At 49.2% G+C, this 15458-nt stretch carries 24 protein-coding genes; 20 read left to right on the top strand and 4 right to left on the bottom strand.

Features of this window, described 5'->3' with window-relative positions; genetic code table 11:
* Both BLW59_RS16055 and BLW59_RS16050 read right to left on the bottom strand, forming a co-directional pair.
* The coding region (locus tag BLW59_RS16055) for a PD-(D/E)XK nuclease family transposase (RefSeq protein ID WP_175463476.1) at window positions 1–300 on the bottom strand (300 nt) is incomplete at its 3' end.
* A gap of 114 nt (window positions 301–414) precedes the next feature.
* Complete coding sequence (locus BLW59_RS16050) at window positions 415–849, bottom strand: DUF3846 domain-containing protein (RefSeq protein WP_074698716.1); 435 nt, start codon at window positions 847–849, stop codon at window positions 415–417.
* A gap of 260 nt (window positions 850–1109) precedes the next feature.
* On the opposite strand from BLW59_RS16050, the gene BLW59_RS16045 reads away from it, so the two are divergent.
* From BLW59_RS16045 to BLW59_RS16020, 6 genes are all read left to right on the top strand, one after another.
* Window positions 1110–1916: an EFR1 family ferrodoxin gene (locus BLW59_RS16045; protein ID WP_074698714.1), complete on the top strand. Its 807-nt coding sequence runs from the start codon at window positions 1110–1112 to the stop codon at window positions 1914–1916.
* A 102-nt stretch (window positions 1917–2018) separates the two neighbouring features.
* Window positions 2019–2285: a hypothetical protein gene (locus tag BLW59_RS16040; protein WP_074698711.1), complete on the top strand. Its 267-nt coding sequence runs from the start codon at window positions 2019–2021 to the stop codon at window positions 2283–2285.
* A gap of 34 nt (window positions 2286–2319) precedes the next feature.
* Window positions 2320–2646: a multidrug transporter gene (locus BLW59_RS16035; RefSeq protein ID WP_074698708.1), complete on the top strand. Its 327-nt coding sequence runs from the start codon at window positions 2320–2322 to the stop codon at window positions 2644–2646.
* A gap of 29 nt (window positions 2647–2675) precedes the next feature.
* Window positions 2676–3506 (top strand): signal peptide peptidase SppA, encoded by an 831-nt coding sequence (sppA, locus tag BLW59_RS16030; RefSeq protein WP_074698705.1) that lies wholly within the window; start codon window positions 2676–2678, stop codon window positions 3504–3506.
* Between the two features lie 66 nt (window positions 3507–3572).
* A complete protein-coding gene (locus BLW59_RS16025; protein ID WP_074698702.1) occupies window positions 3573–3962 on the top strand; it encodes a DUF488 domain-containing protein in 390 nt (129 codons plus the stop codon).
* Window positions 3949–4368: a GNAT family N-acetyltransferase gene (locus tag BLW59_RS16020; RefSeq protein WP_074698699.1), complete on the top strand. Its 420-nt coding sequence runs from the start codon at window positions 3949–3951 to the stop codon at window positions 4366–4368. The genes BLW59_RS16025 and BLW59_RS16020 overlap by 14 nt, the downstream gene beginning before the upstream one ends.
* 253 nt (window positions 4369–4621) lie before the next feature.
* Here BLW59_RS16020 and BLW59_RS16015 read toward each other — a convergent pair whose 3' ends face one another.
* Complete coding sequence (locus tag BLW59_RS16015) at window positions 4622–5641, bottom strand: hypothetical protein (RefSeq protein WP_139283730.1); 1020 nt, start codon at window positions 5639–5641, stop codon at window positions 4622–4624.
* 11 nt (window positions 5642–5652) lie between these two features.
* Window positions 5653–6039, bottom strand: a complete 387-nt coding sequence (locus tag BLW59_RS16010; protein WP_074698695.1) for a hypothetical protein — start codon at window positions 6037–6039, stop codon at window positions 5653–5655.
* Between the two features lie 161 nt (window positions 6040–6200).
* On the opposite strand from BLW59_RS16010, the gene BLW59_RS16005 reads away from it, so the two are divergent.
* The 14 genes from BLW59_RS16005 to BLW59_RS17565 all read left to right on the top strand — a co-directional run.
* Window positions 6201–6917: a DUF169 domain-containing protein gene (locus BLW59_RS16005; RefSeq protein WP_074698693.1), complete on the top strand. Its 717-nt coding sequence runs from the start codon at window positions 6201–6203 to the stop codon at window positions 6915–6917.
* Window positions 6918–6942: 25 nt separating this feature from the next.
* A complete protein-coding gene (locus BLW59_RS16000) occupies window positions 6943–7344 on the top strand; it encodes a hypothetical protein (RefSeq protein WP_074698691.1) in 402 nt (133 codons plus the stop codon).
* A gap of 12 nt (window positions 7345–7356) precedes the next feature.
* Window positions 7357–8871, top strand: coding sequence for a hypothetical protein (locus BLW59_RS15995; protein WP_074698689.1), 1515 nt, complete (start codon window positions 7357–7359; stop codon window positions 8869–8871).
* 112 nt (window positions 8872–8983) lie between these two features.
* Window positions 8984–9343 carry a helix-turn-helix domain-containing protein gene (locus BLW59_RS15990; RefSeq protein WP_074698687.1) on the top strand — a complete coding sequence of 120 codons (360 nt, stop codon included), beginning with the start codon at window positions 8984–8986 and terminating at the stop codon, window positions 9341–9343.
* Window positions 9334–9816, top strand: coding sequence for a hypothetical protein (locus tag BLW59_RS15985; RefSeq protein WP_074698685.1), 483 nt, complete (start codon window positions 9334–9336; stop codon window positions 9814–9816). Before BLW59_RS15990 ends, BLW59_RS15985 begins: the two co-directional genes overlap by 10 nt.
* 13 nt (window positions 9817–9829) lie before the next feature.
* A complete protein-coding gene (locus BLW59_RS15980; protein WP_074698683.1) occupies window positions 9830–10231 on the top strand; it encodes a PaaI family thioesterase in 402 nt (133 codons plus the stop codon).
* A gap of 49 nt (window positions 10232–10280) precedes the next feature.
* On the top strand, window positions 10281–10916 hold the full coding sequence (locus tag BLW59_RS15975) for a hypothetical protein (RefSeq protein WP_074698681.1): 636 nt from the start codon (window positions 10281–10283) through the stop codon (window positions 10914–10916).
* A gap of 26 nt (window positions 10917–10942) precedes the next feature.
* Window positions 10943–11557, top strand: a complete 615-nt coding sequence (locus BLW59_RS15970) for a DapH/DapD/GlmU-related protein (protein WP_318258699.1) — start codon at window positions 10943–10945, stop codon at window positions 11555–11557.
* A gap of 16 nt (window positions 11558–11573) precedes the next feature.
* Entirely contained in the window at window positions 11574–12167 is a 594-nt protein-coding gene (locus BLW59_RS15965; protein WP_175463482.1) for a DUF2284 domain-containing protein, read from the top strand.
* 54 nt (window positions 12168–12221) lie between these two features.
* Window positions 12222–12782 (top strand): hypothetical protein, encoded by a 561-nt coding sequence (locus BLW59_RS15960; RefSeq protein WP_074698675.1) that lies wholly within the window; start codon window positions 12222–12224, stop codon window positions 12780–12782.
* A gap of 35 nt (window positions 12783–12817) precedes the next feature.
* Window positions 12818–13165 carry a hypothetical protein gene (locus BLW59_RS15955; protein ID WP_074698673.1) on the top strand — a complete coding sequence of 116 codons (348 nt, stop codon included), beginning with the start codon at window positions 12818–12820 and terminating at the stop codon, window positions 13163–13165.
* Window positions 13166–13269: 104 nt separating this feature from the next.
* On the top strand, window positions 13270–14700 hold the full coding sequence (locus BLW59_RS15950; RefSeq protein ID WP_074698671.1) for a hypothetical protein: 1431 nt from the start codon (window positions 13270–13272) through the stop codon (window positions 14698–14700).
* Window positions 14701–14731: 31 nt separating this feature from the next.
* The gene (locus BLW59_RS15945; RefSeq protein WP_074698669.1) at window positions 14732–14956 is read left to right on the top strand and encodes a hypothetical protein; all 225 of its coding nucleotides are present in this window, start codon (window positions 14732–14734) and stop codon (window positions 14954–14956) included.
* Between the two features lie 12 nt (window positions 14957–14968).
* The coding region (locus BLW59_RS17565) for a hypothetical protein (protein ID WP_217634647.1) at window positions 14969–15458 on the top strand (490 nt) is incomplete at its 3' end.

Below are 15458 nucleotides of genomic sequence, written 5' to 3'. Positions count from 1 at the left end.
GAGGGACTGATAATAGCGAGTACGGCGGAAAAGGCCTTCGCCGTCCGGCTTGCGTACCTGCATCTCAATGCTGTATACGGAATTTTTATCATCTTGAACATATACGTCGAGCCTGATGCCCTTGCTCTCGTAGGTGGCGTTGATGGTCTTTTCTTCTTCAAGATACTTTATGTGATGGATTTTGATTTTGAGGATTTTCTCAAGCATGCGTTTGCAGATGCGTTCCCGGCGCATGATGAGCTTGAACATATAGTCATCCTGGATAGTAAGCTCTTCCCAGGGCTTGATGGTATAAGGCATGGTGTAATCTCTCCTTTGCTGTAATTATACCATATTTTTGTAATGGTCATGTTATTTTGTAGGGGCAGGGATGACTGAAATTTTCAGCCATCCTTGCCTGAGCAAGAGAGAAGGTTAGGCGGACTTCTTGCCGAAGAGTCCCATAATACCTGCCTTGTTGATTTTCAAGAAATTCTTGTACATGAAGCTGGCCAGGTCATTGGCTTCCTCTGGAGTGATGCCGCAGGTGTCGCCCTCCTCGTCTGAGTGGGCTATGATGATGCTTCCGCAGATGAGGTCAAAAGCATTGGGCTTCAGTTCGCCTAGGATGAGGGTGGGGACAAGGGGCTTCCCAGAGAACAGGAACTCCTCGTCAAACCATGCATCATAGTATTTGCCGTTGCACTCAAATTCTCTGACATCAACCAGATGGCAATCGATGATTTTATACGCATTCTCTAGGAACTCGTCTTTGGGGATGGTGCGGATGCCCATGGAAACACTGGGCACATCTCCTGTAAAATCCTGCTCGATAACGTAGACCATCATGTCCTTATTGTCCTTTTTCATGGTAACTTCCCCTTTCCGGGAGCCTCTGCCCCCGCGCCACATTTTATTTTTTTGACGCACAGGCTTTACCGCAGGAGGAGGCTGCAGGCAAGGGCGTCCCGCAGGGGCGGCGAAGCTTCCCTTGCCAGAGGCCTCCACCTGCGGTAGACTGAGGCGGGCAAAAAAATGACCCTGTAATAAACAGGGCTGGGATGAAGGATGTTTTTCTGCGATGGTTTGTAATTTTGTGGATGCTGACTGTATAATAGAACATATACACTATGAAGGGGGATACGGATATCAGCACAGTAATCTACTATTATTCAGCAACAGGGAATTCACTATATATAGCCAGGGCTTTGCAGGAGTTGTTGCCGGAGGCGGAGCTGCGGTCTATTCCTGAGGCAATGGCGGAGGGTAGATTGGCTGTCAATGCGGAATGCGTGGGCTTTGTGTTTCCCATGCATTATTTTGGTCTGCCGCTACAGATGGAAGAGTTTCTGGAGAAGCTGACCATCTATGAATCTCCCTATACCTTTGCCATAGCCACCTGCGGTGTGCCCTACTGGGGCAGGCCCTTCCTGGATGCTGAGGCAATACTAGCCAGGAAGAACAGGAAACTTCATGGCAAATGGTATGTGCGGCTTGTATCCAACTACATACCCTATCGGGACATTGCTGCTGACTGGCGCATAAGCATCAGGGCCTGGCTGGCAGAGCGAAAAATCCGCAAGATTGCAGATGCTATAAAAAACAAGGAAGCCCATGATACATGGCAACTGTTGAGGAAGTTCTGCCAGAGGTATCACGAGGATTGGCGGGCACGTCAGGAAAAGATTGACGAGGCATTCCAGTGTGACAAGGAGAAATGCACGTCCTGCGGCCTGTGTGAGAGAATCTGTCCCAGGGGGAATATAGAGAGGCCAGAAGGCTTCCCGATGTGGCAGCATAGGTGCGTGGAGTGTTTGGGATGTCTCCATATCTGCCCGGCGCAGGCCATAGATTACGGAGATGTCACCCAGGGGCGCAGCCGGTACAGGCACAAGGACATAAAGGCAGCAGAGTTACTTCGGACAGGAAAGAAATGAGGAGGATGATATAGATTCCGGGCTGGCGTTTTACTTCGTATGCCTGTGGCTGATTTACATGGCGAAGTTTGTTTTCTGAATATGACCAGGGCGTGATAAGTAATGGCTGAGAAGAAGCATAGAACAGATGAATTGGAGAAACATCGGCAGGAAGTGTGGAAGCTTGTTGAAGATGCTGTCCTTCAGGAATATGGCTGCTTGTTGCCACCAGGGGATGTTACTGTTTCTATAGTGCTACCCTGGACCAAGGAAAAAGCACTGGGGATTTTGAAGCGGCAGGGCAGGATCGCTTCCTGGGGGCTGGACAAGGAATACAATGAGGGCAACAAGAGGCGATATTTGGTGACAGTAGATACTGACAGATTGTAGGCTAGGGTGTATGACTGATATAGGGTGAGGGGTTATGCATAAGGACATATTTGTGGAAAAGGATTGGAAGCTGTTCCGCAAGAAGTTTGCGGACTGGCAGGAGAACTACATTGAGAAGCTGACCAGAGAATATATTGACCTTTTGTCTGGGGACGGCAATGCCTCGGATAAGTTCTGGGAACTGGACAAGCGCATGAAGAAGGATAAGAAAAAGGCTGGTGTACTCATAACAGATATGAGCCGGTTAAATATGATATTCATCATTATGCAGCTGCTGGATGAAAAGGTTATAACGATGGACGACCTGGCAGATTTCAGCGAAGGTCTCAAGGAACGGCTGGAATTCTTGTACAGGCGGTAACACTCACTAAGGGGAGGCAGGATTAAGATATGTTTTCCAGAAGTAAGAAGAAAAAAGTATATGTGATAGACATCTTTGGAGTTATCGAGGCTGCTTCGTCATCCATTTCCCTGAGCAAAAAGAATACCAACATGCAGAAGGTTATTAAGACCCTGCATAAGATTGCTGGAAAAGACAAGGAAGAGGTTGCAGGCGTCATCATTCACCTGAACACTCCCGGCGGCACAACGGGTACCTCCGAGGAAGCGGCCATGATGATAGAGAAAGTCAGGGAGAAGGGCATCCCTGTCATTGCTTCCATTGCAGATATATGTTGCTCCGGGGGCTACTGGATTGCCTCTGCCTGTGATTACATCTTTGCCAACCGCACATCCATGACTGGCAGCATAGGCGTTATCATGCAACTGCCCAACATCAACGGGCTGTCCGACAAGCTGGGAGTGAAGCAGGTAACGGTTAAGGCAGGCAAGATGAAGGACATCGGCAATCCATTCCGGGAGCTTACGGAGGAAGAGCGTGAGTTTCTGCAGGAGCACGCTGAGGAAACCCATGAGATATTCAAGGAGGCGGTCAGAAAGAACCGCAGGGAAATACCGGCTGATGTACCGGAAATCTTTGACGGGCGTCCCTTCTCGGCAGATTTTGCCCTGCAAAACCATTTGATTGATGAGATAGGCACCTTCTATGATGCTCTGGACTATTTGCTGGGCAAGGCGGGTGTAGAAGAGAAGGACATCAAGCTTCAGCATAACGTGGAGAAGAAGGGGCTGTTATCAAAGCTGTTTTCCTTGGAGGTAGATAACTCCCTTGTCAACGCACTGGCTGATTATCTGGCAGGGAAGTCGTTGTCATCACGATGAAATCCTGGGTAGAGTGGCAATGGAAACGCTTGGGGAGCTGGCCAAGCAAGGAATGAGGTCTGGTGAATGATGCATGAATTGCTGTTGAAACGTGTGTATGAACCATATGAACCAAAAGATGGTTACAGGATACTGGTAGACAGGCTTTGGCCTAGGGGGATAAAGAGGGAAGTCGCCCAGCTGGATGAATGGGCAAAGGAAATCACCCCCAGTACGGAAATCCGCCGCCTGTATCACCAGGGGGATATGCTTTTTGAGGGTTTCTCTCAGGCATATCTTGAAGAGCTGGAGGCTAATGAGGCTGCTGAAACTTTTGTCAGCAACTGCAGTGAGCAGCTGAAATCGCAGAATGTCACGCTGGTATATGGGGCGAAGAATGAGCAGAAAAATCATGCGCTGGTGCTTAGGGAATGGTTGAGACGCAAGATAGCAGGAGGGCAATATGTTGCACGCTGAATTCTCGAATCAACTGCTGGATGATGAGAAACAGATTCGTCAGGAAGTGTTTATGTCAGAGCAGGGCTTTGAGATTGAATTTGATGATATAGACAATAATTCAACGCACATGATGCTCTATAGTGATGATGATGCCGTAGGCTGCTGTCGATTCTTTCCCGGGGAGGCTCCCGGCGAGTATATCATTGGCCGCATTGCTGTGCGAAAAGCTTACCGGGGCCAGTCCATGGGGAAGCGTATTGTAGAAATGGCCATCCAGCATATTAAGAACAAGGGAGCATCTAAAGTATCTCTGTCGGCTCAGGTTCAGGCGAAAGACTTTTATGAGGGTCTGGGCTTCCGGGCAAAGGGAGATGTGTATTTGGACGAGCATTGCCCACATGTACATATGGAGAAGGTTCTGTAGCGAGGATGAAGATGTCCCCTATCTCTGCAGGTGGGGGTGGCGAATATCATAACTGGCGGTGAGCACATATCTCCCGCCTCGTTGAAACGCCAAGAGAAAGTTTTGCCTACGGCAAAACTGGAACAACGGCGTTATAATAGTTGATGCCCTGGACATGGTGGCATCAAAAAGTGGGGCTGCTGCATGAGTGAAATCACTTATGCGGCAGCCCCACTTTGATTATAGGCAGGTAGAGGTAGCACAACTGAGGATATTATTTCAGCTGTGCCAATGCATCTTTCTCTGCTTCTATCAAAGCCTGATGCACGGCTTCGAAGGCTTCCTTGTATTCTGGCGGCAGTTCCTGGTCACTGTCCAGGCAGATGTTATTACCATCGCTGCAATTGAACACGATGGAAATAAAATCTGTGTTACCATCAAGATTTTCCCGATAGGGCAAATCTTTCCAGTCGCGCATGCGGTATTTGGCGATGATGGTCTCGGTGGCTTCCAACTTCTCTTTGGGGACAGTGACTTGTTTCACTACCCGTTCGCCGAAGGGATTGTCAGCAGTTTGCTGGGGCAAGGTTTTCTTGAAAATGGCTTGTTTACCGGGAAGATGTCTGTCGGCTTCTAATTCCAGGCTGTATAAAAAACCATCTTGTCTGCTGCTGCAGGAATAAATGCAGGAGTATAGTGGGGGAACGAGAAGACCCTCTGCATCCAGCTTCTTGAGGAAGAGCTCAAGGAAAACATCTGTGCCGCACCAGCCGTGGGGCAGGGTGGATACACCGCCTTCTGCGCGGACATAGAGCCGTTCATCAGTGTCATAAAGAACCTCAAAGCTCAGCGATGTGCCCAAAGCACTGTTCCGCAGGCTGCTGCCGTTTATGGCAGGGAGGTTGTACTTCCTGATGATGCCCTGCAGATCAAGCAGCGCCTCTACTGGCAGGTCTTTCTGGAAGACCAGAGGAGTGGTTGTGTCTTGGCGGTCACAGGACAACATAAAATGGGCCGTGTCTCCCTTACGCACAGCTTCCAGAAGATAATTACCAGCAGGGAATGGGGGACAATCATTTTCAACTGCTGGTTTGGCTATGCCACCTATGTATTTAAATCTTAAGCTGAATTTCCTGATGTTGTCTGAATCGATGACCTTTGGTGCCTTGGGGTCAGAGAAATCAGCCAGCCCTCCGCTTATTGGCCCACCAGAACAGCAACCCGAAGGGATAAAACTGAGCAGTCCTATGAGAGTAAGCCCCAGGTACAGGTATAGTTTGGAAAGTTTCATCATGCGTCCTTTCATTACTTCTGCATCAGCAGGTTAAGCATCTGAGCGTCAACTATACCGGTGTTTTGCTGCTCATCCGGGTCATCTGGCAGGGAGTGCTCCACCCGTGTGCTGAGGATGGTGGGGATTTCCTCCGGGTGAGGGGAGTGGGTCTTGGTCTGGGCAACGATTTTGTCCTTTTCATATACGGTGATCAGCACCGAACCGTCAGACATTACCCGTGTCACTGTGGTGGTATCCTCACCTGGCTTCTCCCCAGTGTCGGTAATGGCACCCCCGGTCTCCAGCTGACGGAGCATGGTGCTGAACTTGCTCTTGGCCTGTATTGTCTTGTCCTTGCTGTCAGCATCCTTTCCCGTGTCAGTCCAGGCAGTAGTGGCCTGTATCGGTTTGATTACCATGGGATCGCCTCCTTTGTAGCTGTTACATGGCTCTATATGTATATCGGAGAAAAAGGAGAAAATATAAGGTGAACTTAGGAACAGTTGAAATAGTATAACCTTTGGCATACAATAATTTATAGAAAAACTTGAACATGGCATGTATCGGGGAGGCGCAAGATATGGAGAGCAAGATTGGCAAATATCTTAAGCTGGGCAATCATCCTGTAGCTGTGTTGTGGAAAGGTGAAATGCCAGAGGAGGCCATACACTTCCAGGAAGGGAAATGGGGGTGTGTGGTGGCGCTTATCAAGGCAGCGTCTAAAGGTAAAGTGGCTTGTGCCACAAAGGCTACTACTGTCTGCATGGGAGGCAGGGCTGGTCTGGGGTTCCAGGGATATGAGCATGGCTGGATAGAGTATTTCTTGTCTACCGGCAATGAAAATATTGCCAACAGCGAACATTACAAGAAAACGCCGGAACTGGCCATGGTTTTTACGGAGACTATTCCACGGGTCAGCCCCAAGGAATGCCTAGTTTTCAAGCCTCTGGATATGGTGTCTGAGGATGAGAGGCCTGAGTGCGTGATATTCCTGGTCAATGCAGACCAGATCTCGGGACTGGTGACGCTTGCTAATTATGACATGGATAGCCAGGACAATGTGAAGGTGCGTTTCGCCTCTGGCTGCGGGCAGGCGGTGCTATATCCCTTGTCTGCCGAAGAGAAGGGCGAGAAGGCTTGCTATATCGGGCTGACAGATCCATCGGCCAGGAAGGTGATCGATAAGGAACAGCTATCCTTTAGCATACCATATAGCAGATTTCTTGAAATGGAGCAGGAAGCAGAGGGAAGCTTCTTTGCTACCGACACATGGGATATTATACAGAGCAGGATTTAGCGAGACAGGAAGGGGATGAAGTTTTATGGGACGAGGGAAGCAAAGCAAAAAGAAGGTTGTGAAATACCTAAAGGACTGGAACGGTTCAAGATATCTAGACCAGGAAGAATTCTGCAAGATTTCATTCAAGGTCAACAAAAACAAGGTCATGATATTTGCATCGCTGGTATCAGATTATGTTTTCGTCAGATATGTGGAAGAACTTGAAGAGAGGACGAAGTACCTGCCTCATGGACTAGGTATGAGCAGGGAGAAGCGTGGCGAAATAGGGCATATGCTGCATGAGGCAAAATACGCCATGGAGCAGATAAGGGATGCTTCCAGCAATGAGGAGCTTTTCCATGCGCAATACAGATTGAGGGATATCTGCAGCGCATTTGTAGATGCCGGGATACAGGTATTAGAGGGGAACAGGGAAACAGAATAAGGGGTGTAGGTTTTGGCAAACGTATTGAGCGTCTTGAAAGAGGCCATGGATGATGACATACGAAACCAGGTGGCCATATTTGAGGTTGTCACCGTCAAGAATATAATGGAGACGGAGGGGCTGAAGGTAGCAGAAAAGGCTGCCGGGATGGTGAATTCTGTGGGGAGGCTCTTGGGCGCAAAGAATCGACTTGTGAAGGATTTAAGGCCCCGAAGCATTGATGAGCAGATTGATGACAAGATCGAGGAGTGCGCCCATGACAGCCGGGGAATGCTGGATGCAGAGCTTCGGGGCCTTTTGGTGGAGCGACTGGAGCTGGAAGATGAAGCTTCGGATGAGAGAATTGCCAAGGAGCTTGTGAAACGTGCAGCTGAGTACATGGAGATTGATGAGGTACTGACTTCGGCGGAGATGACTGATGCCGTGCTGCAGCAGTACAAGAATCAGCAGGAAAAGAAAACGGGCTGGCCAGCCCTGGCCATGCTAGGCGTGTGGCAGCAGATGACGGGCACCTCCAAAGTGGACGGGGAGGTCTACTGCCAGCTGATTTCAATGGCCGGGTCTGTCTACGGCAGAAGCTTCGCGCCGGAGGATGATGACTTGCCTGACTGGATTATGGGCAGGGAGGCTGACACCAGGCAGGAGATAGAGGAATCGGATGCCTCATATCTGGCAAGGGAAGAGGAACTGAAAGAGGCACAATCTGCCCGTGAGGTGGCAGAGCGGAATCTCCGGGATGCCCGAAGAAGCGAGGATGCTGCCAGGGCTGAACTGGAGATGCACAGAAAGCATATTGAGGAAATCCAGGTATGGCTGGATAACTACGACAATCTGCGGGTGAGCCAGGAGATTGAGCTTGGTGTGTTGGAGGGCCAGCTGGTGTCGGCTGCCAGTGATGCCAAGAAATCGGCCCGCACTATCAATAAGCTGAAGCGGGCTATAGTACAGCAGAGGAAAAAGCTGGCCAGCCTCCAGGCTGGGAGGGAGACAAATCTGGCAACAATAGAGAATGCACCGCAAAGGGAAATGGAGCTTCGCCAGCTGATAGAGCAGGCTGAGGCAGAGAGTGCAAGTGCGCTGGAAGCTTGCCATGAAGCTGAGGATGAGTATGAATTTGCCCGAGCTGCCAGAGACGAAGAACGCCGCAGACGTATAGAAAATATCAGTCGTAGCATGGAGGAATGGTTCGAGCAGGAGTATGGCGGGAAAGCCTATGAACTTGATGAGGTGATTCTAAACCAGCTGGCTATGACCAACAATGAGCACAGGATAGGCGTATTCAAGGCCATAAAGCAGGTGTTGGATGCAGATACGCCAAAAGATTTGGGAAATAAGGTCAGCGATGAGAGCTTGCGGCTGCCCATCAAGGGAACGGGGATGTTCCTGGTGTACGAAGCAGATGAGGTCGGTAAGATTAAGTTTGTACGGTTCACGGATGGGGATAGTCTATCAGAACTGCAGCGGGAGAAAGAAGAGAAACAGCGGCTTGAGCATGATGAAGGCCAGATGATAGAAGAAATGGCATAGAGGAACTGCGGAGCCAATGGCTCCGCGTTCTTGCTAAAGGGGCAGGATTATGTATTAGATGAGATGAATACTCATAGAGGGGAATCTGCCGTGGATAAAAAAGGAGATATCAATGACTGGAGAAACGTTAGCGCAGTTTTATATGCGTAAGCTGCCGGAGCTTAGGCGGAAGCGGGATGTTACCCGCAAGGAAGTAGCCCAGGGAGTAGGAGTTACCTTGGGAAAATATGACAAGTGGGAGACTGGTAAAGCACTGCCTAAGGCCGGGGACGTGGACAGGCTGGCGGAGTACTATGGCATCAGCATAGATGAGATGCTGGAGATCACGCCGGAGGAGAGTGCTGCTATCAACAGGCAGATCATTGCGGATGCGGAGCAACTGCCGCCAGAGCAACGAAAAAATGTGCTGAGAGTGATGAGGGACGGCCATCCTGAGTTATTCCGTAGCTACAGGCAAGAAACATGGACATAATTGATTTTGCTAAAACCCGGGAGGCACGTCTGGCGAAGGCAGCCAAGGAAAAAGCTGAACCACACGCACGGTATCGGGCTATGGTGGAGGCTCTGGACAGGGAAGATATGACGGCGATGGAGTACATTGCGCAGAATCATGCATTGCAGATGGCATATAGGATAGTGGAGCACAGCCCTTGCTGGGGAGATAAACAGGGAGATTCCTTCTTGCAGGTCTGGTCATCACTGGAAGCTGTGGTGCCTGTGCTTGGGGATTTGATTATAGCCAATAGCTATGTGGATGGAGCAGTGCGTCTGGCAGGGCAGAAGTTTATGGCCAATGAAGTAGGCCGGTGGGCAGCCCGGCGGATGATACTTGACTATCTGCTGATTCTGATTGATGACAACAGTCGCCCCGATGATTGGCTGGATATCCGTGATAAGCAGCCACTAAAAAACGTCTTTGAACATTTGGGGTACATTGTGAAATGAAGGAGAGAACAACATGTCTTTGAATGATAATTACTGCTTTGCCTGTGGCAAGGAGAATCCTATTGGCTTGAAACTGGATTTTATGGTGCAGGATGACAAATATGTGGCAAGAAAGGTCCTGGCTAAGGAGTACCAGGGCTATGATGGCATAGCTCACGGCGGGATACTGACCACCATGCTGGATGAGTCAATGGCCGGGTATCTAAATAAGGAACTAGGAGAGAAAGCTGTCACGGCAAGGCTGGATATACGCTATCGGAAGCCAGTTCCCATAGAGGAAGAACTGGTGATAACCAGCTGGGTGGAGTCCCGCAAGGGCAGTTTTGTGAGCATGAAGGGCAGCATTGCCTTGCCGGATGGCACTATTGCGGTGGAAGGCAGCGGAAAGCTGGCTATAGTGGAACAGGCTGAGTAGTTTTCTGAAGTAGGCAAAAGCCGGAAGTGCTGTGAGAGGAATGAGTTCTATGGCGGAGCAAAGGAAAATAAAGTTCTCTGGAGTAGTTCAATCTGTGCAGCCACGGTCTAATGTGTGGCGGTATCGACTGGATAACCGCAATCACAGTACGACAGGATACAACATATTTCTGACTGGTGTAGCTGATGAGGAGGAGAAGGCTTTTGCGGTGGCTATATCTGAGAAGCAGCAGGAAAAGATGCGGCTTCATATTGGGGACGAGATAAGCGGCACTGCTTGGACGAAGAAGTATACTAAGCTGGAATATGCGGATTACTATAGGGCTGGTGCCTTGAAGAAAAATACTGAGGCGCATATGTCAGAGGAAGAGACAGCCTCTCCCTGGACTGGAGAAGTGCCGGGGCTTGATGTGTATGACTGGCGTGGCTGCCGTATGCTGGATGGCAGAACATACAGAAGTAAGTGCTTCAAATGCAAGTGGGCCTGTATGGCGAATGTAGCCATTGAGTATGACTGGGGCGTACAGCAGAAGTTCCGTTTTGAGAGCTTCTGCTATGGACCTAAGAACTGTAAGCTGTATAAGATGGGCAAGCCCAGGCCAGTACCCTACAAGGGTGATACTCCCTCATATGATGAGGGATGGCTGGATGATGTATGTACGGAACGGCGCGGGGATGATGAGTGAAATTGTTGTTGTGAGAGGAAAATGCTATGCAAAGCAAGGAAGAACAGATTAGGACACTACGTAGGGTAAAAATGGCGGAAGTGGAGCATTTCCGGGAGTTTGTGAAGTCGGGCCAGCCAATCAGGCAGGGGACAGCAGAGGCGGAAATGTGCCACCGCATGATTCAGCGGGCAGTCATTATTACCAGTGAAATAAACCGTGAGTGGCATACGCCCGAGGAACTGCATGGGCTATTGGAAGAGCTTACCTGCCATGAGGTGCCAAAGTCTGTGCGGGTCATGGCTCCCTTTACGGTAGATTTTGGCGCTAATATCGTGTTCGGGGAGAACGTGTTTGTAAATGCAGGGGTATCCATGCAGGACCAGGGAGGCATTACTATTGGCAGTGGTGCTCTCATTGGGCATCATGTGGTGCTGGCTACCCTGAACCATGAATTGGAGGCAGACAAGAGGCAGGATCTACTGCCAGCCCCCATACATATAGGAGCGAAAGCCTGGATTGGGGCGAGTGCCACCATTCTGGCCGGGGTGACGATAGGTGAGGGTGCTGTGGTGGCAGCAGGAGCTGTGGTCACGAAGGATGTGCCAGCCTATACTGTAGTGGGAGGAGTACCGGCCAAGGTTATAAAGACAATAGGGTGATGTGATGGATTATTGCGTGAATTTTCGTAAGGGTTGTCTGCCTGTAACTGAGTTTCGGAAGAGGTATCAGGACAGGGAGCGGTTTATCGGGTACTGCCAGGAGTGTCCACGGTATGATACGGTTTGGTCGTGCCCTCCGTTGGACTTTAATGTGGATGAGTATCTGGATAGGTTTACATGGGTGAATGTGGTGGGAGCTAAAGTAGTATTGAGTGCTAAGGTGATTGATGAAGCGGATACAGCGGAGAAGGTCAAGACTGTGGGCTGGGAGATTGTGTCTGCAGTCAAGCTGGAACTGGAAGAGAAGATGCGTCAGCTGGAGAAGCAGGTGCCAGGGAGTGTGTCCCTGTCTTCTGGCGGGTGCAACCTCTGCAAGGAGTGCAGCCGTAAGGAAGGGAAGCCGTGCAGGATGCCGGAGAAGATGCGGTATTCACTGGATGCATTTGGCTTTGACCTGAGTGCCATCACCAAAGATATGCTGGGGATTGACATCCTGTGGTGCAAGGACAGGCTGCCAGAGTACTTTACCCTGATACATGGGCTGCTATCGGCAGAAGAGATGCCTGAGGCGGCCTGGGATACCACAGGATGGATATTTGATGTAACGTGATGGTATGGGAAAAGCAAGATGCTGCACAGGATTCTGCAGAGGGGGAAATGACGGATGGATATTCCTCAGGTAGTACGGGATAAGAATGATGCTTACTGGTTGTTTTGGGTGTATCAGGCTGCCTGTATGCCAAGCATGACTTCCTGGGCCAGGAAAAAGAACAAGGGGAAGCTGCTTAAGGGCATTGATGAAATAATCGGGAATGTGGACAAGAAGAATCGTAAATCCCTGCGGAACGTCAATCCTACGGCTTTCAAGAATATAGTTGAGATGTTGAATGCCATTGAGGGCAATGGGCAGGACTTTAAGGATAAGTTTTTGCAGTTCTCACCAGAAAGTAAGGCTGCAAAGAGAATAAACTCCTTCAGGGAGTTTTACACAGAATGCAATCACCGAAATGACATGGATGAGATGATGCGGCTGTGCCTTATTTTCATCATTGTCCATGAAGGCTTGAAGGATTTGGAGGGGAAAGACAAAGGACTGATCCGAACCATTGCCCTAAAGACATTGTCAGCCTTTGAAGTGTCAAAGGGAAATCCCTCTGTCTGGGAAATAGAAACAGACATTCCCCGCTGGGAACTTATAGTCAGGGCCTGTCTGAGAAATTTCTGAGCGAAGATTTTGATACCAATATGGAAGACATGGGCTTGGTTTGGACACAAGATGTCATACAGGAAATGTTCTCTTGGAACGACATTTATATCAATGACTTCTTCAAAACACAATGTGGTCGTAAGGACCTGGAGAAGATATGCAAGCTGCTGATGATTCAGATGAAGAACCAGTATGGCATACTGGATGAACTTGACTGCGTCCATGATCTGCTTGATGATGACGGGGTCAATACTGACGTGCTGGATGAACTCCAAGAAAAATTCAGAGATATGGCTGAGGATTTCGAGGAGGCATTATTTTCGGCTGTTCTATTTTACCGTATGTGTCTGATGAAGCTGCTCAGGAAATCAAGGAATCGCAGTTCCCATCTGCAACAATAGGTTCGCATGCTCTTACAGAAGAGGGCCTTACATTTATTGAGAAAGTACGCCAAAGCGGATACCGTCCAACATATAACCCTGATGACAAACTGAATTTGGAGGCTATGCTGCCCTGTGCCTTTGCCCGCAGCGTAAAGATGATGCGGTTTATCAATGAAGTATATGATGGTGATAAGGAGCACTTTTACTTGGCAGGGCAGAAGAACAGCCGCTTCATATCGGCTAACCGCATTGGAATACGCTTGAATGCCATCAAAGCCCAGGGGGTATACATGGCCAGCCTGGAAGATGAAGAACTGAGCAAGAAGCTACTAGAACAAGCAGAGCGTTCCTTCAGCCAGTTGGCTAACCTTATCAAGGACTATGGGAAGTATCCAGTATCCTATGGGATGATACTGCAGAAATTCCTTGACAAAATGGGTGGCAGTGATGATGGGCTGCATGACTTCACGGCTTTATTCATCTACTTCTGCAATAGCTTCAACCAGCAAATAGATGAGACGGATACCAACTGGCGAAGCAGCATGATTGTGATACTTGATAAAGAAAAGTACAATTTGACATCATTCGGAGCAGTAGAAGAAAACATCATTGAAGAAAGCGGTTCAACTGCTAGGGAAATGCAAAGGATCTTTGCGCAAATGCTGCCAAAAGCATTGCCGGGAAAGAGTTTCGCGGAAATGTGGGATATGCCTCCCGGGCAGAAAGAAGCAAACTTCTATCAGATGCTTTGGGATTTGGGGCAGCTGGACGGATACAGCCTCTCTATGTTTGAGAATGAGAAATTAAGCAGTAAGGAGCTTCGTGACATCACCAATGTCATAACAGTTCGCAGCGGCATGATGCAAACGACCAAGGGGGATTTAACCCTGTATTACATAGTGGGCATCCTGCTTCGCAGCATATTCCGTGGCTATAAGGAAGTCACGGATATGATTGACGAGTATTCGGGCATTGTCCGGGAGTCGGAGAAGAATAAGAAGCTGGCCTCCATGGCGGCACGGCAGAACAACCGCATCCTGGAGCTTGAACAGCTGAACATGGATAAACAAGAAAAACTCAACGAGTCCCAGAAGGAGATTGACAAGCTTAGGAAGCTGGTGGCAGAGCAGGAAGAGCAGATCAAGCATGACAAGGAACGCATTGCTATCCTGGAGCAGGTGGCTGCTGAAGAAGAGGCTTATGAAGCAGGTTATGGACATGATGGCTTCCTTGTACGTGAAGGAGAGGCAGGTTATACTTCAGATACCACAAAGGCTCGCAGTGCCAATGTCATAGTATTCGGCGGCCCGGATAAGTGGCAGAGCCAGGTAGTAAGCCAGGCACCACAGTATACCTGTGTCAGCGTGGATAACAACACATTTGACAAAAAGAATATAAAAGGCGCAGATGCGGTGGTGTTCAAGACGGACTATCTCTCCCATAAGCAGTGGTATGCTGTTAGTGACTACGCCAAGAAGTGCGGACGGAAAATCATCTACTGCCGCAATAACATCCCTATGATGTTTGAGCAGATTGAGAGAGCATTGAAATAGGCATCTTTATTATTGTGAAGAGGGAGACTGGATGATAACGGAATCTGAACTGAAGACCGGCGTTATCTTTGGTGATAATGAAAATCAGGAATATGTCTATATGCCTGGCAGCGAGATCGGCGTGGATAGTCCCATGTGCGTCTACGAGAGTGATGGCAGGCGATTGGATGTGGATCTAAATGAAGCTCTGCGGCTTATCCGAGTGCGGGCACTAAGGCATGCCAAGCATCCTGTGCTGGGCACAAGTTCGTGCTGAAGGGGGAGACATGTGAAGAAATCACTGGATATTGTATTGCTGCTGTTGTTTTTCCTAGAGTTAGGCGGCATGTTCCTGCCTGGTCTGGTTCATGAGCTGCTGGGGTGTATTTTTCTTTTGCTGGTTGTTCTTCATAATGCAGCAAACCGAAGTTTTTATCAGCATTTCCATGAAGGAAGGAACTCACCTCAAAGATTGGTGAACAAGGCCAGCATATGCCTTTTTGCCGTAGGTCTCACCATACTGGCGGTTTCTGGCATGGCTTTGTCCCGCAACCTCTTTTCATGGATACATTTGGGGGAGGCATGGAACTGGCGTTCAGTGCATTTGCTGTCAGCTGTTAGTGTACTGGTCTTGCTTTTCGTCCATCTGCTGTGTCATGCCAGAAGGTATATACGTGGACGGAAGTTCTTCATTGCTTTGGGAGCAGCCTTTGTCCTGGCCACTGTGGGGATTTTTGGCTTGCCATATCTTGATCGTTGGTTTCATCAGGTAAAGGTGG

This window comes from Selenomonas sp. KH1T6, from assembly GCF_900108415.1.
GTDB classification, from domain to species: Bacteria; Bacillota; Negativicutes; order Selenomonadales; family Selenomonadaceae; genus Selenomonas_B; species Selenomonas_B ruminantium_A.
This window is presented reverse-complemented; position numbering and strand designations above follow the sequence as displayed.

What these genes read in the sequence shown, in the direction of transcription:
- BLW59_RS16050 (WP_074698716.1), bottom strand. Translation starts at nt 849, where the DNA reads ATGAAAAAGGACAATAAGGACATGATGGTCTACGTTATCGAGCAGGAT.
- BLW59_RS16045 (WP_074698714.1), top strand. Translation starts at nt 1,110, where the DNA reads ATGAAGGGGGATACGGATATCAGCACAGTAATCTACTATTATTCAGCA.
- BLW59_RS16040 (WP_074698711.1), top strand. Translation starts at nt 2,019, where the DNA reads ATGGCTGAGAAGAAGCATAGAACAGATGAATTGGAGAAACATCGGCAG.
- BLW59_RS16035 (WP_074698708.1), top strand. Translation starts at nt 2,320, where the DNA reads ATGCATAAGGACATATTTGTGGAAAAGGATTGGAAGCTGTTCCGCAAG.
- sppA (WP_074698705.1), top strand. Translation starts at nt 2,676, where the DNA reads ATGTTTTCCAGAAGTAAGAAGAAAAAAGTATATGTGATAGACATCTTT.
- BLW59_RS16025 (WP_074698702.1), top strand. Translation starts at nt 3,573, where the DNA reads ATGATGCATGAATTGCTGTTGAAACGTGTGTATGAACCATATGAACCA.
- BLW59_RS16020 (WP_074698699.1), top strand. Translation starts at nt 3,949, where the DNA reads ATGTTGCACGCTGAATTCTCGAATCAACTGCTGGATGATGAGAAACAG.
- BLW59_RS16015 (WP_139283730.1), bottom strand. Translation starts at nt 5,641, where the DNA reads ATGATGAAACTTTCCAAACTATACCTGTACCTGGGGCTTACTCTCATA.
- BLW59_RS16010 (WP_074698695.1), bottom strand. Translation starts at nt 6,039, where the DNA reads ATGGTAATCAAACCGATACAGGCCACTACTGCCTGGACTGACACGGGA.
- BLW59_RS16005 (WP_074698693.1), top strand. Translation starts at nt 6,201, where the DNA reads ATGGAGAGCAAGATTGGCAAATATCTTAAGCTGGGCAATCATCCTGTA.
- BLW59_RS16000 (WP_074698691.1), top strand. Translation starts at nt 6,943, where the DNA reads ATGGGACGAGGGAAGCAAAGCAAAAAGAAGGTTGTGAAATACCTAAAG.
- BLW59_RS15990 (WP_074698687.1), top strand. Translation starts at nt 8,984, where the DNA reads ATGACTGGAGAAACGTTAGCGCAGTTTTATATGCGTAAGCTGCCGGAG.
- BLW59_RS15985 (WP_074698685.1), top strand. Translation starts at nt 9,334, where the DNA reads ATGGACATAATTGATTTTGCTAAAACCCGGGAGGCACGTCTGGCGAAG.
- BLW59_RS15980 (WP_074698683.1), top strand. Translation starts at nt 9,830, where the DNA reads ATGTCTTTGAATGATAATTACTGCTTTGCCTGTGGCAAGGAGAATCCT.
- BLW59_RS15975 (WP_074698681.1), top strand. Translation starts at nt 10,281, where the DNA reads ATGGCGGAGCAAAGGAAAATAAAGTTCTCTGGAGTAGTTCAATCTGTG.
- BLW59_RS15970 (WP_318258699.1), top strand. Translation starts at nt 10,943, where the DNA reads ATGCAAAGCAAGGAAGAACAGATTAGGACACTACGTAGGGTAAAAATG.
- BLW59_RS15960 (WP_074698675.1), top strand. Translation starts at nt 12,222, where the DNA reads ATGGATATTCCTCAGGTAGTACGGGATAAGAATGATGCTTACTGGTTG.
- BLW59_RS15950 (WP_074698671.1), top strand. Translation starts at nt 13,270, where the DNA reads ATGCTGCCCTGTGCCTTTGCCCGCAGCGTAAAGATGATGCGGTTTATC.
- BLW59_RS15945 (WP_074698669.1), top strand. Translation starts at nt 14,732, where the DNA reads ATGATAACGGAATCTGAACTGAAGACCGGCGTTATCTTTGGTGATAAT.